At 70.9% G+C, this 18,512-nt stretch carries 24 protein-coding genes; 8 read left to right on the top strand and 16 right to left on the bottom strand.

Translation table 11 applies throughout. From position 1 onward, the window contains the following. Positions 1-78 precede the first annotated feature (78 nt). Positions 79-702 carry a CDP-alcohol phosphatidyltransferase family protein gene (locus tag ASD23_RS06205; protein WP_056008186.1) on the bottom strand — a complete coding sequence of 208 codons (624 nt, stop codon included), beginning with the start codon at positions 700-702 and terminating at the stop codon, positions 79-81. Positions 703-734: 32 nt separating this feature from the next. Between ASD23_RS06205 and ASD23_RS06200 the strand changes: the two genes are divergently transcribed. After that, positions 735-1,565, top strand: a complete 831-nt coding sequence (locus ASD23_RS06200) for a DUF1295 domain-containing protein (RefSeq protein ID WP_056008182.1) — start codon at positions 735-737, stop codon at positions 1,563-1,565. A 27-nt stretch (positions 1,566-1,592) separates the two neighbouring features. On the opposite strand, the gene ASD23_RS06195 is transcribed toward ASD23_RS06200, so the two are convergent. Continuing rightward, entirely contained in the window at positions 1,593-2,042 is a 450-nt protein-coding gene (locus ASD23_RS06195; protein WP_056008179.1) for an NUDIX domain-containing protein, read from the bottom strand. A 55-nt stretch (positions 2,043-2,097) separates the two neighbouring features. Between ASD23_RS06195 and ASD23_RS06190 the strand changes: the two genes are divergently transcribed. After that, entirely contained in the window at positions 2,098-2,469 is a 372-nt protein-coding gene (locus ASD23_RS06190; RefSeq protein ID WP_056008175.1) for an RNA-binding S4 domain-containing protein, read from the top strand. 24 nt (positions 2,470-2,493) lie between these two features. Continuing rightward, positions 2,494-2,787: a GNAT family N-acetyltransferase gene (locus ASD23_RS06185; RefSeq protein ID WP_056008172.1), complete on the top strand. Its 294-nt coding sequence runs from the start codon at positions 2,494-2,496 to the stop codon at positions 2,785-2,787. 75 nt (positions 2,788-2,862) lie between these two features. Here the strand turns inward: ASD23_RS06185 and ASD23_RS19065 are convergent, their stop codons facing one another. Both ASD23_RS19065 and ASD23_RS18555 read right to left on the bottom strand, forming a co-directional pair. After that, positions 2,863-3,006, bottom strand: coding sequence for a hypothetical protein (locus tag ASD23_RS19065; RefSeq protein ID WP_165877346.1), 144 nt, complete (start codon positions 3,004-3,006; stop codon positions 2,863-2,865). 67 nt (positions 3,007-3,073) lie between these two features. Continuing rightward, positions 3,074-3,907 (bottom strand): hypothetical protein, encoded by an 834-nt coding sequence (locus ASD23_RS18555; protein WP_082571272.1) that lies wholly within the window; start codon positions 3,905-3,907, stop codon positions 3,074-3,076. A 252-nt stretch (positions 3,908-4,159) separates the two neighbouring features. Between ASD23_RS18555 and ASD23_RS06175 the strand changes: the two genes are divergently transcribed. Further along, positions 4,160-4,462, top strand: a complete 303-nt coding sequence (locus tag ASD23_RS06175; RefSeq protein ID WP_327019781.1) for a YchJ family protein — start codon at positions 4,160-4,162, stop codon at positions 4,460-4,462. A 12-nt stretch (positions 4,463-4,474) separates the two neighbouring features. Here the strand turns inward: ASD23_RS06175 and ASD23_RS06170 are convergent, their stop codons facing one another. Both ASD23_RS06170 and ASD23_RS06165 read right to left on the bottom strand, forming a co-directional pair. Next, positions 4,475-4,939 carry a VOC family protein gene (locus tag ASD23_RS06170; protein WP_056008165.1) on the bottom strand — a complete coding sequence of 155 codons (465 nt, stop codon included), beginning with the start codon at positions 4,937-4,939 and terminating at the stop codon, positions 4,475-4,477. 37 nt (positions 4,940-4,976) lie between these two features. Beyond that, positions 4,977-5,462: a carboxymuconolactone decarboxylase family protein gene (locus ASD23_RS06165; RefSeq protein ID WP_056008162.1), complete on the bottom strand. Its 486-nt coding sequence runs from the start codon at positions 5,460-5,462 to the stop codon at positions 4,977-4,979. Between the two features lie 46 nt (positions 5,463-5,508). On the opposite strand from ASD23_RS06165, the gene pdxR reads away from it, so the two are divergent. Then, on the top strand, positions 5,509-6,945 hold the full coding sequence (pdxR, locus tag ASD23_RS06160; protein ID WP_056008159.1) for a MocR-like pyridoxine biosynthesis transcription factor PdxR: 1,437 nt from the start codon (positions 5,509-5,511) through the stop codon (positions 6,943-6,945). A gap of 39 nt (positions 6,946-6,984) precedes the next feature. Here pdxR and ASD23_RS06155 read toward each other — a convergent pair whose 3' ends face one another. Next, positions 6,985-8,133, bottom strand: coding sequence for an epoxide hydrolase family protein (locus tag ASD23_RS06155; RefSeq protein ID WP_200941695.1), 1,149 nt, complete (start codon positions 8,131-8,133; stop codon positions 6,985-6,987). Further along, positions 8,130-8,981, bottom strand: coding sequence for an MBL fold metallo-hydrolase (locus ASD23_RS06150; protein ID WP_056008156.1), 852 nt, complete (start codon positions 8,979-8,981; stop codon positions 8,130-8,132). Before ASD23_RS06150 ends, ASD23_RS06155 begins: the two co-directional genes overlap by 4 nt. Positions 8,982-9,131: 150 nt before the next feature. Here ASD23_RS06150 and ASD23_RS06145 point away from each other — a divergent pair, with 150 nt between their 5' ends. Beyond that, positions 9,132-9,860 (top strand): GTP pyrophosphokinase, encoded by a 729-nt coding sequence (locus ASD23_RS06145; RefSeq protein ID WP_056008153.1) that lies wholly within the window; start codon positions 9,132-9,134, stop codon positions 9,858-9,860. 13 nt (positions 9,861-9,873) lie between these two features. Here ASD23_RS06145 and ASD23_RS06140 read toward each other — a convergent pair whose 3' ends face one another. After that, on the bottom strand, positions 9,874-10,566 hold the full coding sequence (locus tag ASD23_RS06140; protein ID WP_082571505.1) for an ArsR/SmtB family transcription factor: 693 nt from the start codon (positions 10,564-10,566) through the stop codon (positions 9,874-9,876). Positions 10,567-10,630: 64 nt separating this feature from the next. Here ASD23_RS06140 and ASD23_RS06135 point away from each other — a divergent pair, with 64 nt between their 5' ends. Continuing rightward, on the top strand, positions 10,631-11,470 hold the full coding sequence (locus ASD23_RS06135; protein WP_056008148.1) for a hypothetical protein: 840 nt from the start codon (positions 10,631-10,633) through the stop codon (positions 11,468-11,470). Then, positions 11,454-12,272: an isocitrate lyase/PEP mutase family protein gene (locus ASD23_RS06130; RefSeq protein WP_157377032.1), complete on the top strand. Its 819-nt coding sequence runs from the start codon at positions 11,454-11,456 to the stop codon at positions 12,270-12,272. Before ASD23_RS06135 ends, ASD23_RS06130 begins: the two co-directional genes overlap by 17 nt. Before the next feature lies 1 nt (position 12,273). Here ASD23_RS06130 and ligD read toward each other — a convergent pair whose 3' ends face one another. The 7 genes from ligD to ASD23_RS06095 form a co-directional block, all read right to left on the bottom strand. After that, positions 12,274-13,293 (bottom strand): non-homologous end-joining DNA ligase, encoded by a 1,020-nt coding sequence (gene ligD, locus ASD23_RS06125; RefSeq protein WP_056008145.1) that lies wholly within the window; start codon positions 13,291-13,293, stop codon positions 12,274-12,276. Between the two features lie 51 nt (positions 13,294-13,344). Continuing rightward, entirely contained in the window at positions 13,345-13,635 is a 291-nt protein-coding gene (locus ASD23_RS06120) for a DUF2277 domain-containing protein (RefSeq protein ID WP_056008142.1), read from the bottom strand. A 38-nt stretch (positions 13,636-13,673) separates the two neighbouring features. Further along, complete coding sequence (locus ASD23_RS06115; protein WP_056008139.1) at positions 13,674-14,459, bottom strand: lysophospholipid acyltransferase family protein; 786 nt, start codon at positions 14,457-14,459, stop codon at positions 13,674-13,676. A gap of 61 nt (positions 14,460-14,520) precedes the next feature. Next, positions 14,521-15,027: a nitroreductase family deazaflavin-dependent oxidoreductase gene (locus ASD23_RS06110; RefSeq protein ID WP_056008136.1), complete on the bottom strand. Its 507-nt coding sequence runs from the start codon at positions 15,025-15,027 to the stop codon at positions 14,521-14,523. Positions 15,028-15,090: 63 nt separating this feature from the next. Continuing rightward, complete coding sequence (locus tag ASD23_RS06105; protein WP_082571270.1) at positions 15,091-16,152, bottom strand: YihY/virulence factor BrkB family protein; 1,062 nt, start codon at positions 16,150-16,152, stop codon at positions 15,091-15,093. Positions 16,153-16,280: 128 nt separating this feature from the next. Continuing rightward, on the bottom strand, positions 16,281-17,087 hold the full coding sequence (locus ASD23_RS19210; protein WP_056008133.1) for a lytic transglycosylase domain-containing protein: 807 nt from the start codon (positions 17,085-17,087) through the stop codon (positions 16,281-16,283). A 299-nt stretch (positions 17,088-17,386) separates the two neighbouring features. After that, entirely contained in the window at positions 17,387-18,217 is an 831-nt protein-coding gene (locus ASD23_RS06095) for a hypothetical protein (RefSeq protein WP_056008130.1), read from the bottom strand. Between the last annotated feature and the right edge of the window lie 295 nt (positions 18,218-18,512).

The raw sequence follows: 18,512 nt of genomic DNA, 5'->3' as shown, positions 1-18,512 counted from the left end.
GCGTGCGTCGACGTGGTCGTCGCAGGCTCGCCCCCGGTCTCAGTACCGCCGGCCTGAGTGTTGTCGCTATCCGCCACACTAACCTCCCTGTTCCAGCGTATCCGATCGCGGCTCCTCCGCCACCCGCGGGATGCGGATGACGCGAGCCGTCTCGATCGCGTAGATGATGCCCGCCCACCAGTACAGGAACGCACCCCAGAGGGTGATCGCCCAGCCGACCGGCTGACTGACGACGGCGACGCTCGGGAACGCGAGTCCGAGCATGATCACCGGCAGGCCGAAGAACAGTGCGAATGTCGCGACCTTGCCGAGCTGATGCACGGGCAACGGACCGAAACCGTGGTTCGCGAGCACGACGCCGAGCACCAGCAGGAGGACGTCACGGGCGACGATGACGACGACGATCCACCACGGTACGAGTCCCTGTGCGGCGAGACCGACGAGCGCGGCGAAGATGTACAGCCGGTCGGCGGCCGGGTCGAGCAATTGCCCGAGCCGGGTCACCTGCCCGAGGCGCCGCGCGAGGTAGCCGTCGAGCAGGTCGCTCAGGCTCGCGACGACGAGGACGACGAGCGAGATCACGTAGTCGCCGCGCACGATGAAGACGAGGAAGACCGGAACGAGTGCCAGCCGGAGCATGCTGAGGATGTTCGGGATCGTCCAGATCTCCGAACCGACCTCCCCCGAGCGTTCCCCAGCCACGTTCCGATCCTATCGATCCGTAGAATGCCGACATGGGTCCGCTCATCGTGTGTCTCGTCATCTGCGCTTCGATCACGCTCGCGACGTGGGTCGCCTCGGTCGTGACCCGCGAATACTCGTGGGTCGACCGCATCTGGTCGATCGCACCGATCGTCTACGTGTGGGTGTTCGCGGTCGCGTCGGGGTTCGACGGACGACTCGTGCTCATGGCGGTGCTGGTCTCGGCATGGGGCATCCGCTTGACCTTCAACTTCGCACGAAAGGGCGGCTACCGGCCCGGCGGCGAGGACTACCGGTGGGCAGTACTGCGGGGGCGGATGTCCCGTGCCGGGTTCGCCGCCTTCAACCTGCTGTTCATCTCCGTCTACCAGAACGCCGTCATCCTGCTGTTCTGCCTCCCGGCAGCGACGGTGTTCACCGCCGGCGGCGTGCCGCTCGGTCCGGCCGATGTCGTGCTCGCCGTCGTCTTCCTCGCCCTCCTCGTGGGCGAGGGCGTCGCCGACCAGCAGCAGTGGACGTTCCATCAGTGGAAGGCGGCAGAGCGGGCGGCCGGCCGCACCCCGCAGCCCGGATTCCTGCAGACCGGGTTGTTCCGCGTCTCACGGCACCCGAACTTCTTCTTCGAGCAGGCCCAGTGGTGGGTCTTCTACGGCTTCGCGGTCGCGGCGACCGGCATCTGGCTGCACTGGTCCGTCGCGGGGGCGGTGCTGCTCACGACGCTCTTCATCGGCTCGACGATCTTCACCGAGTCGATCTCACGCGGGCGCTACGCGGACTACGACGACTATCGGGCCCGCACCTCGCCGATCGTTCCGTGGTTTCCGCGGCGGGCGTCGGCGCCGATCGGCGAGCCCACCGCCTGACGGGCACCAGCTCGACGGCGAAGCGCTTCAGAGGCGCTCCGCGAGTGCGGTCCAGCCTTCGGCGAATCGCGGATGCAGCGGCATCTCGGTGACCCGATCGATCGCGATCCATCGCAGCTCGATGCTCTCGGGGTCGCTGACCACCGGTGCGAACCGTTCGGCGGCATCGGCAACGACCGTCGTGTACGACCAGTAGCCGAGGTCGAGTACGGTGCTGAACCGCACCTCGACGAGCGCCGGCGGCACGCCCGCCTCCTCGCCGGCCTCGCGGACGGCCGCCTCCACAGCGCTCTCGTGCTCGTGACGAGCGCCGCCCGGCATACCCCAGGTGCCGCCGAAATGACTCCACAGCGCCCGATGCTGGAGCAGGACCTCGCGCTGCGGACTGACGACCAGCAGCCCGGCCGCCCCGAACCTGCCCCAGTACTTCGAACCATCGGGGCCCACGACCCATTCGTCGCCGCTCGCTCCGCTCATGAGTCCAGCATGCCGCACGAACCTCCCCGCTTCGTCACGGCCGTAGGCTGTTGTCATGAACGGCGAGTCCCCCGTGCGCGTCGACGCCTGGCTCTGGGCGGTGCGGCAGTTCAAGACGAGGTCCGCGGCCACGGCGGCGTGCAGGGCCGGGCATGTGCGGGTCAACGGCGAGCGGGCGAAGGCGGCCCAGTCCGTGCGCCCCGGCGACGAGGTGCGCGTGCGCGTCGACGGGTTCGACCGGATGCTCGTTGTGCGGCAGACGCTCGTCAAGCGGGTGTCGGCGACGGTCGCGGCGACCGCGGTCGACGACCGCACGCCTCCCCCGCCGCCGCGCGAGACGGTCGCGATCGTCGCCACACGCGATCGCGGTGCCGGACGCCCGACCAAGCGCGAACGACGAGACCTCGAGCGCCTTCGCGGTCGCTGACCGCCCGCGGCGTAGCCTGATCACGTGCACACCGAACTCACCCACGAACCCGACGCCCGCCGATACGTGCTGCGCGTCGACGGGGACATCGCGAGCGTGCTCGACTACCGGGAGCTCGGCGATTCGGTCGCATTCACCCGCACGTTCACGAATCCGCCGTACCGCGGCAGCGGCCTTGCCGGCGAACTGGTCGCGTTCGCGGTCGACGACGTCGAGGCGAACTCCACCAGACGCATCGTGCCGAGCTGCTGGTACGTGGGCGAGTGGTTCGACCGGCATCCCGATCGGGCGGGTCTACTCGACCCGCGCACCGCCTGAACACGGCGCCTCACGCCGGAGCGACGCCCGGCTCGCGATGGGCATCCCATCGCTCAGCTCAGGCGCCGCTGCGGTTCAGCGCTTGCGGTGCGTGGCCTCGGTCACCGCGTCACTGCTCGACCGGTTCTCGACCTTGGCCTTCTTGTCGGCGCGCTTCTCTTTGAGGGTCTTGCTGGCAGCCGTCTTGGACGACGACTTCTTCGGCGACTTGTCTGACATGGATTCGCCCTTTGATCGGAGACCTGGACGGCCTCGTGCCGGCAACCCTACGCGAGATCCCCTCGGGTCAGTACCAGTTCATCGACTGCGAGTGCGACCACGCACTGCAGGGCGTTCCGTAGCCGCGTGCGATGTAGTCGAGGCCCCAGCTGATCTGCGTCGCGGCGTTCGTCTGCCAGTCGGAGCCGGCGGAGGCCATCTTGCTGCCCGGCAGCGACTGCGGGATGCCCGTTGCGCCGCTCGATGCGTTGTAGGCGGTGTACGACCAGCCCGACTCCTTCTGCCACAGCTGGTTGAGGCACTGGAACTGCGAATCGTTCCAGCCGTACTTCGACGCGGCGAGGGCGCGCGCGGTCGCCCGGGCGCCGTCGGGCGTGTTCGCCTGGGCGAGGGCGGCGGCGGCGGCTGCCGCCTGCTCGGCCTGCACGCGATCGAACTCGGCGGCCGCGGCCGCCGTCTTCTCGGTCTCGGCGCGGGTCTGCTTCGTGAGGTCGACGATCGAATCGATCGGCAGGCGTTCGTAGTCGCCGAGCGAGGCGACGGAGGCGGCGAGGCCGCTCGAGTCGACCTTGCCGCCGACCGCGGCGAGCGTGGCGTTCGCGGCCGTGAGGGTGTCCTGTGCGCTGTGGCGCGTGCGCGCCTCGGCGATCGCGCTGTATGCGCCGAGCTGGTCGGAACGCACTCCCGTCGACTCGGTGAGCGCGGTCGTCGCGTCGATGCTGGCCTGGGTGCTGATCGCCGACTGGACGGTGAATCCGGTGCCGACGATGAGGCCGACGGCCATGACGGCGCCGACGGCGACGAGCCGCTTGCGTCCGAGACGGCGCTTGCGGATGCTGCGGCGCGGGTGGAGTGCTTCGGGGGCGATTTCGGTTTCGGGCGTGGTGATGTCGTTGCGCATAGGTTCTCGGGTGCTCGGTCAGGATGGGGGACGCCCCCGAGCGAGGGCAGAAGTCAGACACTCTGCCCCGAGTTTCTGAAGGGTTCCTCATTTCTTCCTGTGCAGACCATGAAGATGGCCCTCGGAGACCGCGATACTGGGAGGATGCCCAGCCACACCCCTCCCCTCCGGCCGACCGCGGACGAGCGGTGCCCCTGCCGCAGCGGGAACACCTTCGGGGACTGCTGCGGTCCGCTCCTCGCTCGCATCGCCGTGGCGCCGTCCGCAGTGCAGCTCATGCGATCGCGCTACACCGCATTCGCGGTCGGCGACGTCGACTACCTCCGCGCGACGTGGCATCCCGACACGCGCCCGCGCGACCTCGATCTCGACGACGAGACGCGGTGGATCGCCCTGGAGATCGTCGCGACCGAGCGCGGCGGACCGTTCGACCGTGACGGCGAGGTGGAGTTCCGCGCGTCGTATCGTTCGCCCGACGAACGCGGCGTGCTGCACGAGCGGAGCCGCTTCACCCGAGAGGGCGGCAGCTGGTTCTACGTCGACGGCGACGTCTGAACCTGCGATTCGTCAGTCGCGCTCGGCTTCGGTGCCGAACCCGTCGCGAAGCGCTCGCTCCTCCGACCCCTCGAGCTCCTCGAAGACCGTGATCTGGAGTCCGGCCGGGGCGTCCAGACGTGAGTTGAGCGAGCGCCATGGCGTCTCCACCGGTTCGGCGACGACCGCGGCCCCCGCATCGGCGAGGCGCCGGGTCGTGCCCGCCGCGTCCGTGACCTCGAAGGCGAGGCGGATGCGCGGGCTCGGGCGCCCAGCGGCTTCGAGCTCGTCGATCACCCGCTTGTGCGTCGGGTTCGCGATCTCGATGGTCGCCCGGCCGGCCTCGAGGATCGTCACCCGATCGTCGCCGCCCTCGGCGTAGGCCATGAGCTCCGGCATGCCGAGCGCGTCGCGGTAGAACGCAACGGCTCGTTCGTAGTCCTCCGCCTCGATCACGACTCGGAGTTGCAGGACCGGTGGCTGCGCGGCATCCGTCATGTCCGCATCATCCCAGATGGTCGCACGGGTGTCAGGCCTAGTCGCGAGCGACGGGCCAGCACCGCGTCGTCACGCCGATCGCGTCCCACACGTTGATCACGATGATGAGCGACACGAGTGCCGCCGTGCGCTCCTCGCCGAAGCGGGCAGTCACCGCGGCGAGGTCCTCCTCGGGCACGTGCGTCTCCGAGAGGCGCGTGATCGACTCGGTGAGGTGGAGCACCGCACGCTCCGCCGCGGTGAACAGCCCGGAATCGCGCCAGACCGCGACCGCGTGCAGCTTCTGCTCGGTGACGCCGGCGGTGCGCGCATCCTTCGAGTGCAGGTCGACGCAGTAGACGCATCCGTTGATCTGCGATGCCCGGAGCCGCACCATCTCGCGCAACTGCCGGTCGATGCCGACGCGATCGAGCTCGGCGGTCGCGGCGTGATCGAGCGAGGCGACCGCACGCGAGAACCGCGGGACGATCGCGTCGAAGTCGAGGCGGACGGGGATGTCGACGAGTGCATCGGTGAGGGTCATGGCTCCACGCTACGGAGCCATCGGCCCACTGCTACAGTCCAATTCCATGGGTGAATCATGGGCCATTCGCGGCCTCGACCTGCACCTCGACCTCGATGGTCGCCGGAAGGCGTCGTCCCTCGAGGAGGCGCTCCGCAGAGCCGTGCGCGACCGGCGCATCGACGCCGGCACCCGGCTGCCCGCGAGCCGCACGCTCGCCGCCGACCTCGGCATCGCCCGCAACGTCGTCGCCGAGGTGTACGGGCGACTCGCCGCCGAAGGGTGGCTCGAAGCGCGCGTCGGGGCGGGCACCTGGGTCGCCGGCCGCCCGGGTCGCGATACACCGGTGACGGGTGCCGACTCGGCGTCGCCGGCCCGGCACCTCGGTCTCGATCTCCGCGGCGGCATTCCGGATGCCTCGTCGTTCCCGCGACGCGAATGGGCGACCGCGGCACGGCGCGCGACCCTCGACCTCCCGGCCTCCGCATTCGGCTACGGTCCGCGCCGGGGCTCGCCCGCCCTGCGGTCCACGCTCGCCGAGTACCTCGCCCGCACCCGTGGCGTCTGGGCCGAGAGCGAGCGCGTCGCCGTCACGCGAGGATTCGGCGCCGCCCTGGCGACCGTCGGTCGAACCCTCGTGGCCGAGGGTGCGCGGCGCATCGCCGTCGAGGAGTTCGGTCACGAGGCGCATCGCGGCATCCTCCGCGCGGCGGGCCTCGACGTGGTGGCGCTCCCGGTCGATGCCGACGGCGCCGTCGTCGACCGACTCGGCGACCTCGCGGTCGACGCCGTGCTCCTGACCCCGGCCCACCAGTTCCCGACCGGTGCGGCGCTCTCCCCGGGCCGGCGGATCGAGGTCGTCGCGTGGGCCGAGCGCAGCGGCGCCTTCATCATCGAGGACGACTACGACGGCGAGTTCCGCTACGACCGCCGAGCGATCGGCGCGCTGCAGTCGCTCGCACCCGGCCTCGTCGTCTACCTCGGCACGGCGTCGAAGAGCCTCGCCCCGGCCGTGGGGATCGGATGGGCCGTGCTCCCCGAGCGACTGGCCGGGGGCTTCGAGGCGCAGACCGTCGCCGTGAACGGCATCCCCGATGCCCTGAACCAGGCTGCCCTCGACGCCTTCATGCGGGCGCACGAGTACGACAGGACCGTGCGCCGCCGACGCGCCGAGTATCGCGCCCGTCGCGAGCGGGTCGAGTCGCGGGTCGCCGCCGAACTCGACAGCTGCCGCGTCAGCGGGATGCGAGCGGGCCTGCACTGCCTCCTCGAGCTGCCGACCGGCCTCGACGAGCGTTCCGTCACCTCGACCGCCCGGCGGCTCGGCGTCCGGTTCGACGGACTCGGCTCCTTCCGGCTCGGGGCACCTTCGGCACCGCGAGCCCCCGCGATGGTCGTCGGCTACGGAGCCCCGCCGCCGCATCGCTTCGAGGCGGCGCTCGACCGTGCCATCGCCGCGGTCCGTGCGGAGCTCGGGATCTCGATTGCGGCGGATCCCTCCTGACGTGAACGGCGGGCGCCGGCCCGCACCGGGGTCGTTCGGTCAGCTCTCGCGCGGGCGACCGAGCTCGTCGAAGAACGCGGCGAGGTGACCCGCGAGCAGTTCGGGTTCCTCATGCGCCATGAAGTGACCGCCCACCGTCGCCGGGTGCCAGGCCCTGATGTCGCTGCAGGCGCGTTCGACGATGCTCCTCGGAAGGTCCCGGATGATCGCCTCTGCGCTGAGGGTGAATCCAGCGGGCACCCGGATCATGGGTCGCGGCGCGTTCGCCGGGAAGTCGAAGTACTGGCGGAACGACGTGCCGATCGAACCGGTCGACCAGTACAGGGTCGCGACGGTGAGGAGGGTCGCGCGATCGAATCGACGCTCGAGGTCGCCGCCGGCGTCGCTCCAGTCGCGCAACTTGTCGATGATCCATGCGAGCAGCCCCGCGGGCGAATCGACGAGCGCCGCCCCGACCGTGTCGGGCCGGGTGATCATGATGGCGCTGTAGCCCCCGTCACCCTCGTCGAACTCGGCTTCTGCCTCGAGCAGTGCACGCTCCGCGGGCGTGATCGGCTCCGCGAAGTCCGCGGGGAACGGCGGATGGATCATGTACAGCCCGAGCACCCGGTCGGGATGCTTCGCGGCGATCCATGCGGCCACGGTGCCGCCGATGTCACCGCCGAAGACGCCGAACCGTGCATCCCCCACCACCTGGCGCATCAGCTCGCACATCAGGTCGGCCATGACCTCCCGCGTGAGCGGGGCCTCGGGCAACTCCGAGAAGAGGAAGCCCGGCATCGAGGGGATCACGAGGTCGAATCGGAGTCCGTGCCGCTCACCCGCCGCCTGGAGCGCGTCGGCGAGCGGCAGCATCTCGAGGAAGGTCGACGGCCAGCCGTGCATGAGGAGCAGTGGGACGACCACGCCATCGGCCGCACCTGCGCTCGCCCGGACGAAGTGCACCCGGGTCCCGTGCACGAGTGCCTGCCGGTGGTCGAGCCGGTTCAGGCTCGACTCGACCGAACGCCAGTCGAACGTCTCGGCCCACTCGGAGACGAGGCCCGCGAGGTAGCCGGGATCGACGCCGCCGGCCCAGGAGCGGCTGCTGCTGGCCTGGACGAATCGGGTGCCTCGGAGCCGCCGGTGCATGTCGTCGAGCTCGGCATCCGGGACGTGGATCGTGAACGGATCGCCTGCAGCGCTCACGCCCGTGCCTCCCCCTGCGCATCGAGTGCGCGATACGCGCGCTCGACCGCACCGCCGAGCGCGTCGACCGGGATCGACCAGTCATCGTGCGCGTCGAGCGCCTCGGCCGGAGTGAGGCCCGCCGCGTGCGCTGCACGGAAGCGATCGGCGATGAGCCCGAGTTCCGCGGCCTGCCGCTCGACGAATGCCCGGTCGACCACCCGGCCGTGCCCGGGCACCACGGGGTCGCTCGGCCGCATCGAGGCGGCGAGGTCGACGAGCACGCCCGGCCATCCGAGTGGGTAACTGCCCGATCCGTACATGACCGGCCCCGATTCCTCGATCAGGTCGCCGAGGATCCAGACCCGCTCGTCGGGCACGAAGAGCACGAGATCCGTGTCGGTGTGCGCGGGCGACTGCGGGCGCAGTTCCACCAGTCGATCGCCGAGGTTCAGCAGCAGAGGTTCGACGAGCGGATGCGTCGGCGGCGTCAGCACGACGTCGTCCCACTGGCGATCGGGCTCACGGCCGGGATCGGCACGCCACGCGGCGAGGCGCGGCCCCTCGAACTCGGCGAAGTGGGCGGCGATGTTCGCATGGCCGTAGATCGCGGCATCCGTGGCCGTTCCCGGCCCGAAGACCTGGTTGCCGAAGGCGTGGTCGAAATGCGCATGGGTGTTCACGACCCAGCGCACCGGGCGGTCGAATCGCGTCGCGATGTCGTCGGCGAGTTCGAGCGCCTCGCTCGGTTGCACGCGCGTGTCGACGAGCAACAGGCCGTCGGAGCCCTCGATCACGACGATCGAGATGTCGAACGGGTCGTACCGGCGTTGGTGGATGCCGGGTGCCACGGTGAGCCACTGGGTCATTCCTCGAGCGTAGCGACGCGCCGAGCGGGGCCCGCTGCGCTCGGGGCGAACGCGGTCGCAGATCAAAGGAAATGCAGAGCTTCGCGCCGTAGCGTGGCATCCGTGACCCCGCTCGACGGCACCCCGCCCACCCGGCATGCCACTCCCCCCATGCTCACCGCGCGCGCACAGCGAACGCTCGAGACCATCGACGGCCAGACGCTCGACGAGATGCGCGCGCTCCGCGACGAGACCGAGCGGTTCATGCTGCGCTACAAGTTCGGCATGGACGAGGTGATCACGAAGCTCTCGATCCTCCGCGAGGAGTTCAACCAGACGCACGACTACAACCCGATCGAGCACATCTCGAGCCGACTGAAGAGCCTCGACAGCGTCGTCGAGAAGATGCAGCGGAAGGGCATCGATCCCACGTTCGACACCATCCGCGAGACGATCACCGACATCGCCGGCGTGCGCGTGACATGCAGCTTCGTCTCCGACGCCTACCGCATCTTCGAACTACTGACCGCGCAGCGCGACATCAGGGTGCTTCGGGTGAAGGACTACATCGCCGAGCCGAAGTCCAACGGCTACCAGAGCCTGCACGTCATCGTGGAGGTGCCGGTCTTCCTCTCCACCGGCGCGCACCCGGTCGCCGTCGAGGTGCAGATCCGCACGATCGCGATGGACTTCTGGGCCAGCCTCGAGCACAAGATCTACTACAAGTACGACCGGCAGGTGCCGCAGGAACTGCTCGACGGGCTGACGGACGCAGCACACACCGCTGCCGAACTCGACACCCGCATGGAACGGCTGCACCGGGAGGTGCATGGCGCGCCGCGCCCCCCGATCGGCGCCGACGTTCACCCGGTGCCCGGACGGCCCGGCAACCGGGTCTGACGGCAGCTCCGGCTCAGCCGCGCGCGAGCTCGTCGAACTCCCGGGCGCCCTGTCCGGTCACGCGGAGCGAACGATCACCCCGCCGACGCTCCACCCACCCCTCGGCGATCAGGCGTTCGAGCACGTGCGCGCCGAGTCGACCGGCGACGTGCGGGCGACGCTCGGTCCAGTCGAGGCATCCGCGCAGCACCGGGCGTCGGGAGGAACCCGCTGCCGCGATGCCCTCATCGATGCCGAGCCGCTCGGCGAGCGGCGTGCCCGGGTCGAGCACTCGCCCCGGCTCTCCCGCGACGAGCGGGGCGATCGCGCCTTCGCGCACGAGCGCATCAGCAAGGTCGAGCGCCAGCCGGCCCGCGAAGTGGTCGTAGCACGAGCGCGCGAGGGCGAGTCGCTCCGCGGAGGCCGACTGGGCGTACGAGGAGACGCTGCGGCGGGGCGCGATCAGTTGCAACGCCTCCACCGCGTTGGCCACGTCGGCGCTCGCGAGGGTGAAGTACCGGTGCCGGCCGAGCCTGCGGTCGGTCACGAGCCCGCCAGCGAGCAATTGCGCGAGGTGCGTGCTCGCGGTCGACGCTGTGACTCCGGCCACGCCGGCGAGCTCGCTCGCCGGCAGCGACCGGCCGTCGAGCAGTGCCACGAGCATTGCGGCCCGGGCGGGCTCGCCCATGAGACGGGCGGGTTCGGCGAGATCGGCGTCTCCGTGCATGCCTCCACGATACGTCGAGGACACTTCGCCCTGCATCGAAGCGTCCCGGGCGTAGCGTCGAACCATGATCGACATCATCGAGCGAGCCGAGGTCGAACGCATCCTCCAGGACCCCGCATCACGCGTCCCGCCGGCGACCGCCGCGACGACGACCTCCGCGTCTCCGCTGAGCACCTTCCGCGCCGGCGTCTCGCGCTTCGTGAACGGCGCCGAGCACGCCGTCAGGCGGGAACACCTCGACATGCTGCTCGACGAGCTCGACCCCAACCTCCTCATCGCGGCAGCCGTAGCGCGCACCCGCGAGGGAGCACGGCCCCGGGACATCCCCGTCGCCGTGCTCGCGGAAGCGCTCGGCTTCGCGCGACCCGATGCGCTGCCGCCGCTCGTCGAGGTGGTCGCGGCTGCCTACCCGACCGGCGAGTCGTCGGACCCCGATGAAGCGGATGCCGCGGTCATCGCCCTGCTCGAGGCATCCGGTGCCGCAGACGCCGACGAGCGCGTGCTGCGCGCGCAACTGCTCGTGCAGGCGCACGCGGCGACCGCCACCCTCGTCGAACGGGCGATCGCGCTGGCGCGATCGCGAGACGCTTCCGTGTCGACCCGGGTACTGCTCGAGACCGTGCTCCGCGATGACTCGCCGGTCCCGCTGACGCGCCGGCTCGTGCCCGCCCGAGACGGCCGCGGTGAGTCGCTCGTCGCCCTGCACCTCGACGGACCCGACCACGCAGCCACCGCCGAGCGCCCGGCCCGCATCCTCGCATTCGGCGCCGGGGACCGAGCCTGCCCGGCGCCGCACCACGCCCTGGCGATCGCCGCCGCGATCGTCGAGACGACGCGCGGCGAGACGACGCACCGCGACGCCGACCGAGAAGAAGAGGTCCCCCACGATGTTGACGCCCGCTGAGTTCCACGCCCTCCACCGACCGGGCAGCCCCATCCTCCTGCCGAACGCGTGGGACCTGGCCTCGGCGCGGTGGCTCGCTGCGGCCGGGCACCGCGCCATCGGCACCACGAGCCTCGGCATCGCCGTCGGCGCCGGGAAGTGCGACGGGGCCGGTGAGATCGCTGCGGAGTCGCTCGCGCTCGCGCTCGAAGCCGCACGGCACGGCATCGCCCTCAGCGTCGACCTCGAAGCCGGGTTCTCGGACGACCCCGACGAGGTCGGCCGGTTCGTCGCCGAACTCGCGGCGATCGGATGCATCGGGGTGAACATCGAGGACTCCACCCCTGCCGGTGAACTCGTCGATGTCGAGCTCGCCGCGGCGAAGGTCGCCGCCATCGCCGCGGCAGCTCCGCGGCTCTACCTGAACGCCCGCACCGACGGGTACTGGATCGACGACGCCGACGACGCCGACCGCCGCCTCGACGAGGCGGCGGCCCGTGCCGGCCGCTACCTGGCGGCCGGTGCATCGGGAGTCTTCGTTCCCGGCGTGCTCGAGCCGGCCACGATCTCCGCTCTCGTCGGTGCCGTCGAGGCGCCGCTCAACGTGCTCGTGCAACCCGACCTGCCGATCTCCCGGCTCGCCGAGCTCGGGGTCGCGCGCGCGAGCACCGGGTCGCTGCTGTTCCGCACCGCGCTCGGGTCGATCTCCGCGGCGGTCGAGGCCATGGCCGGCGGGCGCGGTGGGGCGAGCGTCCGGCCCGCTGTGCCGCTCGAAGTGCCGTCCTACCCCGACGTCGCCGGGCTGCCGCCCGTCGTGAGGTGAGTCAGGGCTGCTGCTTCGCGCGGCTCGGCTGCACGCGCATCGGCTCGCCCGGCATCTTGGGGAAGTCGGGAGGGAACGGCAGCTCGCCGAGCCCGTCGTCGAGGTCGCGCTGCCACCACTCCAGCAGGGTGTCGATGCGGCCCGGTGCGTCGTGCATGCCGTGCCACGGGTCGCCGACCTGCTGCAGCCGCTCCGGAACCGTGCGCACGGTGTGGTCGGCGGGGTCGGTGGAGTCGAGCTCGTCCCACTCGAGCGGGCATGACACCGAGGCCTTCGGCAACGGGCGCGGGCAGTACGCGCCGGCCATCGTGCGGTCGCGATTGGCCTGGTTGTAGTCGATGAAGATGCGGTCGCCGCGCTCCTCCTTCCACCAGTTGGTGGTGACCTCGTCGGGCATGCGGCGTTCGAGTTCGCGCCCGAGGGCGATGACGGCGTGCCGCACGTCGAGGAACTCGTGCTCGGGCTCGATGGGCGCGAACACGTGGATGCCGCGGCTGCCCGAGCTCTTCACGAACGCCGTCAGGCCGACTTCGTCGAGCAGCTTCCGCAGCTCCACCGCGACAGGCGCCGCCTCGGCGAAGCCCGTGCCGGGCTGCGGGTCGAGGTCGATGCGCAACTGGTCGGGATTGTCGGGGTTCCCGGCCCGGGACGCCCACGGGTGGAAGACGATCGTGTTCATCTGCGCCGCCCAGACCGCACCGGCCGGCTCGTCGATCACGAGCTGAGGGTGCGTGCGCCCGCTCGGGTAGGTGACGGGCACGGATCTCACCCAGTCGGGTGCCCCCTTCGGCGGGTTCTTCGAGAAGAACTGCTCGCCGTCGACGCCACCCGGGAATCGCTGCAGCGATACCGGCCGGTCGCCGTTGGCCTCGACGAACGGCGTGCCGACGGCGATGAAGTACTCGGCGAGCTCGAGCTTGGTGATGCCGGCCTCCGGCCAGATCACGCGCGTCGGACTCGAGATCCGCACGTCGCGATCGCCGTGCGGACCTGGGACGGAGAGAGTGACGGCATCTGCCATGGAGGCGACGCTACTCCCCTCGCGGGTGACCCGCTCGGGTGCCGCGGCGCGTCACGCGATCTGCGCCGTCGCCTGCGTCGCGTACCGTCGGGCTGCCCGCTCCCGGGCCTTCGCGGCCTCCTCGTCGCGGTTCTTCGGCGGCGCGGTGGTCACGAGGTCGTCGAGCAGGTGACGGGTCACGTGCGCGATCTCGGCCACGGCGCGGTCGAACGCCTCGGCGTTGGCCTTCGAGGGTTTCGTCGAGCCGCTCACCTTGCGCACGAACTGCAGCGCGGCCGCGTGCACCTCGTCGTCGGTCGTGGCCGGCTCGAAATTGTGGAGGGTGTGGATGTTCCTGCACATACCACGAGCCTAACCCGCAGCGTCGAGGATGTCTTGGATCAGCGCTGTTCGTCGCGGGCAGCGCGCGCCGCCTCGCGGGCCGCGTCCCGAGCGGCATCCGCCGCGGCGGCCGCTTCGGGCGTCGGTGCGGTGCCGCCGAGCGAGCGCGGCTGCCACCACGCTCCCGTGCCGTCGACGGGGTACTCGGCCTGCAGCCGGTCGACCATCCGCTGCAGGGTGGCGCGCAAGCGCTCGGTCACGGTGTGCGGATCCTCACCGGCGGCGACCGTGATCGGCTCGCCGAACGCGAAGCTCACTGGCACGCCGAACCGCTCGAAGAACTTCACCTTGCGACCCTTGGTCATGAGCCGATGCCCGCCCCAGACGGCGACGGGGATGATCGGCACTCCAGCCTCGGCCGCGAGCCGCGCCGCGCCGGTCTTGAGCTCGCGCACGGTGAACGACGCGCTGACGCCGGCCTCGGGGAACACGCCGAGGAGTTCGCCGTCGCGGAGCGCCGAGACCGCCTTCGCGTAGGCGGCCGCACCCGCCTTCATGTCGACCGGGATGTGCTTCATGCTGCGGAGGAGCGATCCGACGACCGGCTTGTCGAACACGCCCTGCTTCGCCATGAAGCGGATGCGCCGGCGGTTCGCGAGCCACGTCGCCCACTCGACGAGCGCGAACTCGAAGTAGCCGAAGTGCGTCATGGCGACCACGGCGCCCCCGGTGACCGGGACATGTTCCGCACCCGTCACGTGGCGCTTCAACCCCCAGAAGCCGAACAGCGCGCGCCCGGCGACGATCGCCGTGCTGTAGATCGGGTCACTCCGGCGTCGCGTCATACGCCCAGCGTAGGCCGTGGCGCTGAGCGCGGCCTGCGTCCGCGCAGGCCGCGTCGAGACGTCACATCGACGCGTGTTGCACGTCGGCGACCGGCTGCAGGAGGAAGAGGCGCACGACCCGACCCGACTCCCGTTCGTAAGCGCGGTAGCCCGGCCACTGCGCCTCGATGCGCGCCCAGGCTGCGTCGCGCTCGTCATCGGCGATACGGCTCGCCCGCACGGGCATGGTCCGCCCCCGGACCGTGATCGCGGCATCGGGATGCGCGATCAGGTTGTACGTCCACCCGGGATGACGGTCGCGGGCGAAGCTCGTTCCGGCGACGATCGCGCGCCCGTGCCCGTCGGGCGTGTACATCAGCGCCGAGTCGCGCGGTTCGCCCGATCTCGCGCCTGTGGTGTGGAGCACGAGCGACGGCACGAGCAGGGCGCTGAGCTGCACCCGCCCGCCCGAGACGGCGGCGATCACGCGCTCGACCGCCGGGAGCACGCGCGGGGCGCACCAGCGGAAGAAGCGGGTGCGCGTCAGCGGGGACACCACGGAACGGACGAGTTGCAGCACGGTCGGCATCCATCCATTCTGTCGCGGGAGCCGCTCGCCGTCACGAACCGTGATCGAGGGCGCGCACGGTTGTCACGAGCTCTCGGCGCGCTCCTTCTCGACGGCCTCCCGCGCGGAGACGACCTCCGCCGCGGCGTCCGTCGCCCGGCGCTCCGCTCGCTGCAGCCGCCGGATCGCGAACGTCGGGGCGCCGTACTTCGAATGCACGCGATCGTGCTCGTCGTCGACGCCGGTCACGATGTACGCCCCCGCGATGAGGATGACCTGGCTCGAGAGGTTCAGCCAGATGAGCAGGGCGATGAGCGAACCGAACGACGCGAGGAGCGGATTGCTCGTGGCGCCGCCCACGAAGAGGCCCGAGAGCACCTGCAGCACCGAGAGCCCGACGGCGCCGAGCAGCGCACCGCTCCAGAGCGAGCGGGCGCTCGGCCGCATGCCGGACAGCACGCGGAACATGACCGCGATCAGGAGCGCATCGATCGCGAAGGTGACCGCGATCGACAGGAATCGCGACGATGCGTCGAGGACCGCGTCGCGGCTCGAGATGCCGAGCCAGCCGAGCAGGGTGCCGAGCGCGCTCGTGCTGAAGACGGTGACCGCGGCGGCGGCGGCGAAGGCCGCGCCGAACCCGATCGCGAGAAGGAGGTCGCGGAGCATGACCCAGATGAAGAACGTCTGGTCGTCGGGCTGCGATCCCAGCCTGCGGAAGGCGGTGCGCAGCGACCCGATCGCACCGATGGCTGCGCCGACGAGACCCACGAGCGCGAGGACGCCGGCCATGCTGAGCGTCAGCGGTTGCACGAGGTCGTCCGGGGCGATCAGCCCACCTTCACCGAACAGGCCTGGGATGGCGGCGTCGATCGACTCGACGAGCGCCTCGAGCGCATCAGGATTGCCCGAGAGCCACACGCCCGCGATCGCGAACCCGAGGAAGACGCCCGCGAAGATCGAGAAGAGCACGCGATAGGTGACGCTGTCGGCGAGCATCGCGCCGTGCCGCTCGAGGTACAACAGGAACGCGCGCACCGGCTTCAGCTGGAGGGCCCATGCCGTCACCCGGGCGCCGAACGCGATGATTCCGGCGAACGGCCCTCGTTTCGCGGCCTTCCCGGCCGTTCCCCCGCGCTCGTCCATGTCGTCAGGCTATCGAGGCGCCCAGGTTTTCCGGCAGTGGTTGACACGCCGAACCGGCCCGCGCACGCGAAACGGCGGCGCCGCGGGCCTCAGCCCGACGACGCCGCCGTCTCGTCGATCGAGCGGGATCAGTACCAGCCGGACGACTCCGACTTGTCCCACGCGGCGCACGGCGTGCCGTAGCGGCCCGCGATGTAGCCGAGACCCCAGGTGATCTGGGTGGCGGGGTTGGTCTGCCAGTCGCTGCCGGCCGAGCCCATCTTGCTGCCGGGCAGTGCCTGCGGGATGCCGTAGGCGCCGCTCGAGGAGTTGGACGCGTAGACGTTCCAGCCCGACTCCTTGTTCCACAGCGAGACGAGGCAGCCGAACTGATCGTCGCCCCACCCGTACTGCGCGGCCATGAGGTCGCGGGCGATCGCCTGGGCACCGCTCGGGTTGGCCGGTCCGGACGGGCGGGATCCGGTCGACGGCGCCGACGATTCCTCCGCCTGTGCGGCGGCAGCGGCGGCGGCCGCGGCGGCAGCCGCAGCAGCGGCGGCCTGCTCGGCAGCGATGCGATCGGCCTCGGCCACGGCGGCGCGCACCGGCGCTGCATGCGCCTCGATGCGGTCGGCGAGTTCGAAGACGCGCTCGGGTGCCAGGAGTCGGTAGTTGCCGAGTGCGGCGGCCGAGGAGGCGAGCTGCGAGGCATCCGTCTTGCCCTGTGCCGCGACGATCGTGTCGTTCGCTGCGGCGAGCGTCTCGTTGGCCGTCTTGACGGCACGCGCTTCGAGGATGCCGGCGTGGGAGCCGAGCTGCTCGACATCGAGGTTCGCGGCGTCGCGCAGGGCATCGGTCTCGGCGATGCTGTCGTTCGTGGAGGCGACCGCGGACTGCACGGCGAATCCCGTGCCGACCATGGCGCCGATGGCGACGACGGCTCCCGCTGCGAGCATCGGACCGCTCCTCCAGAGCGGGTGATTCCGGCGCGCCCGTGGGCGGAGGACTTCGGTCTGTCGGGCTTCGGACGAGGTGTTTTCAGAAGATGAAGGCTGGTTCTGCATGACTTTCACACGGCGGATCGTCTCGGCGCAGAGCGCTGGACGATCCTTGATCGACGTTCCACGAGCGGGGGCGCCCGGGCGAAGTGGCCAGTCTGCCGAGGCCTTCTGGACAGAACCTCAGCTTCTCCTGTGAAAGTCATGCGAATGGACGACCGTTCGCGACGGCTGCGGTAGCGGATCCTCCAGCGCGATCAGTACCAGTTGTTCGCCTGGAAATGGGCCCACGCTCCGCACGGCGTTCCGTACCTTCCGGCGATGTATCCGAGCCCCCAGCTGATCTGCGTGGCCGCGCTCGTCTGCCAGTCCGCGCCCGCCGACGCCATCTTGCTGCCGGGGAGGGCCTGCGGTATTCCGTAGGCCCCGCCCGGGCTGCCCGCGGTGACGTTCCACCCGGATTCCTTGTTCCAGAGCGCCACGAGGCAGCCGAACTGATCATCGCCCCACCCGTAGCGGGTCGCCATCATGTCGCGTGCGATGACCTGCGCCTCGCTCGGATTCGCAGGCGCCGCCGGTGCCGGGCTGGTCGCCGGCGGCGTCGCTGCGTCGCGCTCGGCCGCAGCGCGTTCAGCGGCCGCCCGCTCGGCGGCGGCCTGCGCTGCTGCTGCCGCTGCCGCCTGCTCCGCCGCGATGCGGTCGAACTCGACGACCGCGGCCTGGACCGTGACCGCGTGCGCCCGTGCCGCATCGGCGAGCTCGAAGACCCGCTCGGGCGCGAGCAGCTCGAACGATCTCAGCGCGGCGACGGATGCCTCGAGGTTCGAGGCATCCGATTTGCCGCCGGCCGCGGCGATCACGGCCTCGGCCTGGTTCAGCGCGTCGACCGCGTCCTGCGCGGCCCGGGCCGTGAGGATGCCCTCGTGCGCGCCCAACTGGCTCGCGTCGAGGTCGGTGGCCGCCGACAGCTCTGCGGTCTCGGCGACCTGCTCCGCCGCCAGTTGCGCGCGCTCCGCCACGGTGTCGGTCGAGATCACGCCGGTGCCCGCGACGGCTGCCAGTGCCAGCACCGCCGCTCCGGATGCCATGGCGCGCCAGCCCCCGGCTGCCCGAGGGCGTTGCCGTGGGACCCGTGGTCCGGTCGATCCGCCCGCTCTTGACCGTGCGGTGGTCGTGACTCCGGACGCTTCGCTCATGCTTCTCCCCAGCGGGGACGCGACTCACCGGCCGATCCCCATCGTGCGAGATCCGCGAGCGCCTTCCGCCCGCGGGAAGTTGCCAATCCGCACAGACTAACCCAAGGGTTCCTCGGGTTCGCAAGTGGTTCGTGACACCTGTCACATCCGTTCATGTCGGGTTGTTTCATGCGATGAAGCCCTTGTT

The organism is Agromyces sp. Root1464 (genome assembly GCF_001427265.1).
GTDB lineage: Bacteria > Actinomycetota > Actinomycetes > Actinomycetales > Microbacteriaceae > Agromyces > Agromyces fucosus.
The sequence above is the reverse complement of the archived record's forward strand: the minus strand, read 5'-3'. Positions and strand labels throughout refer to the sequence as shown.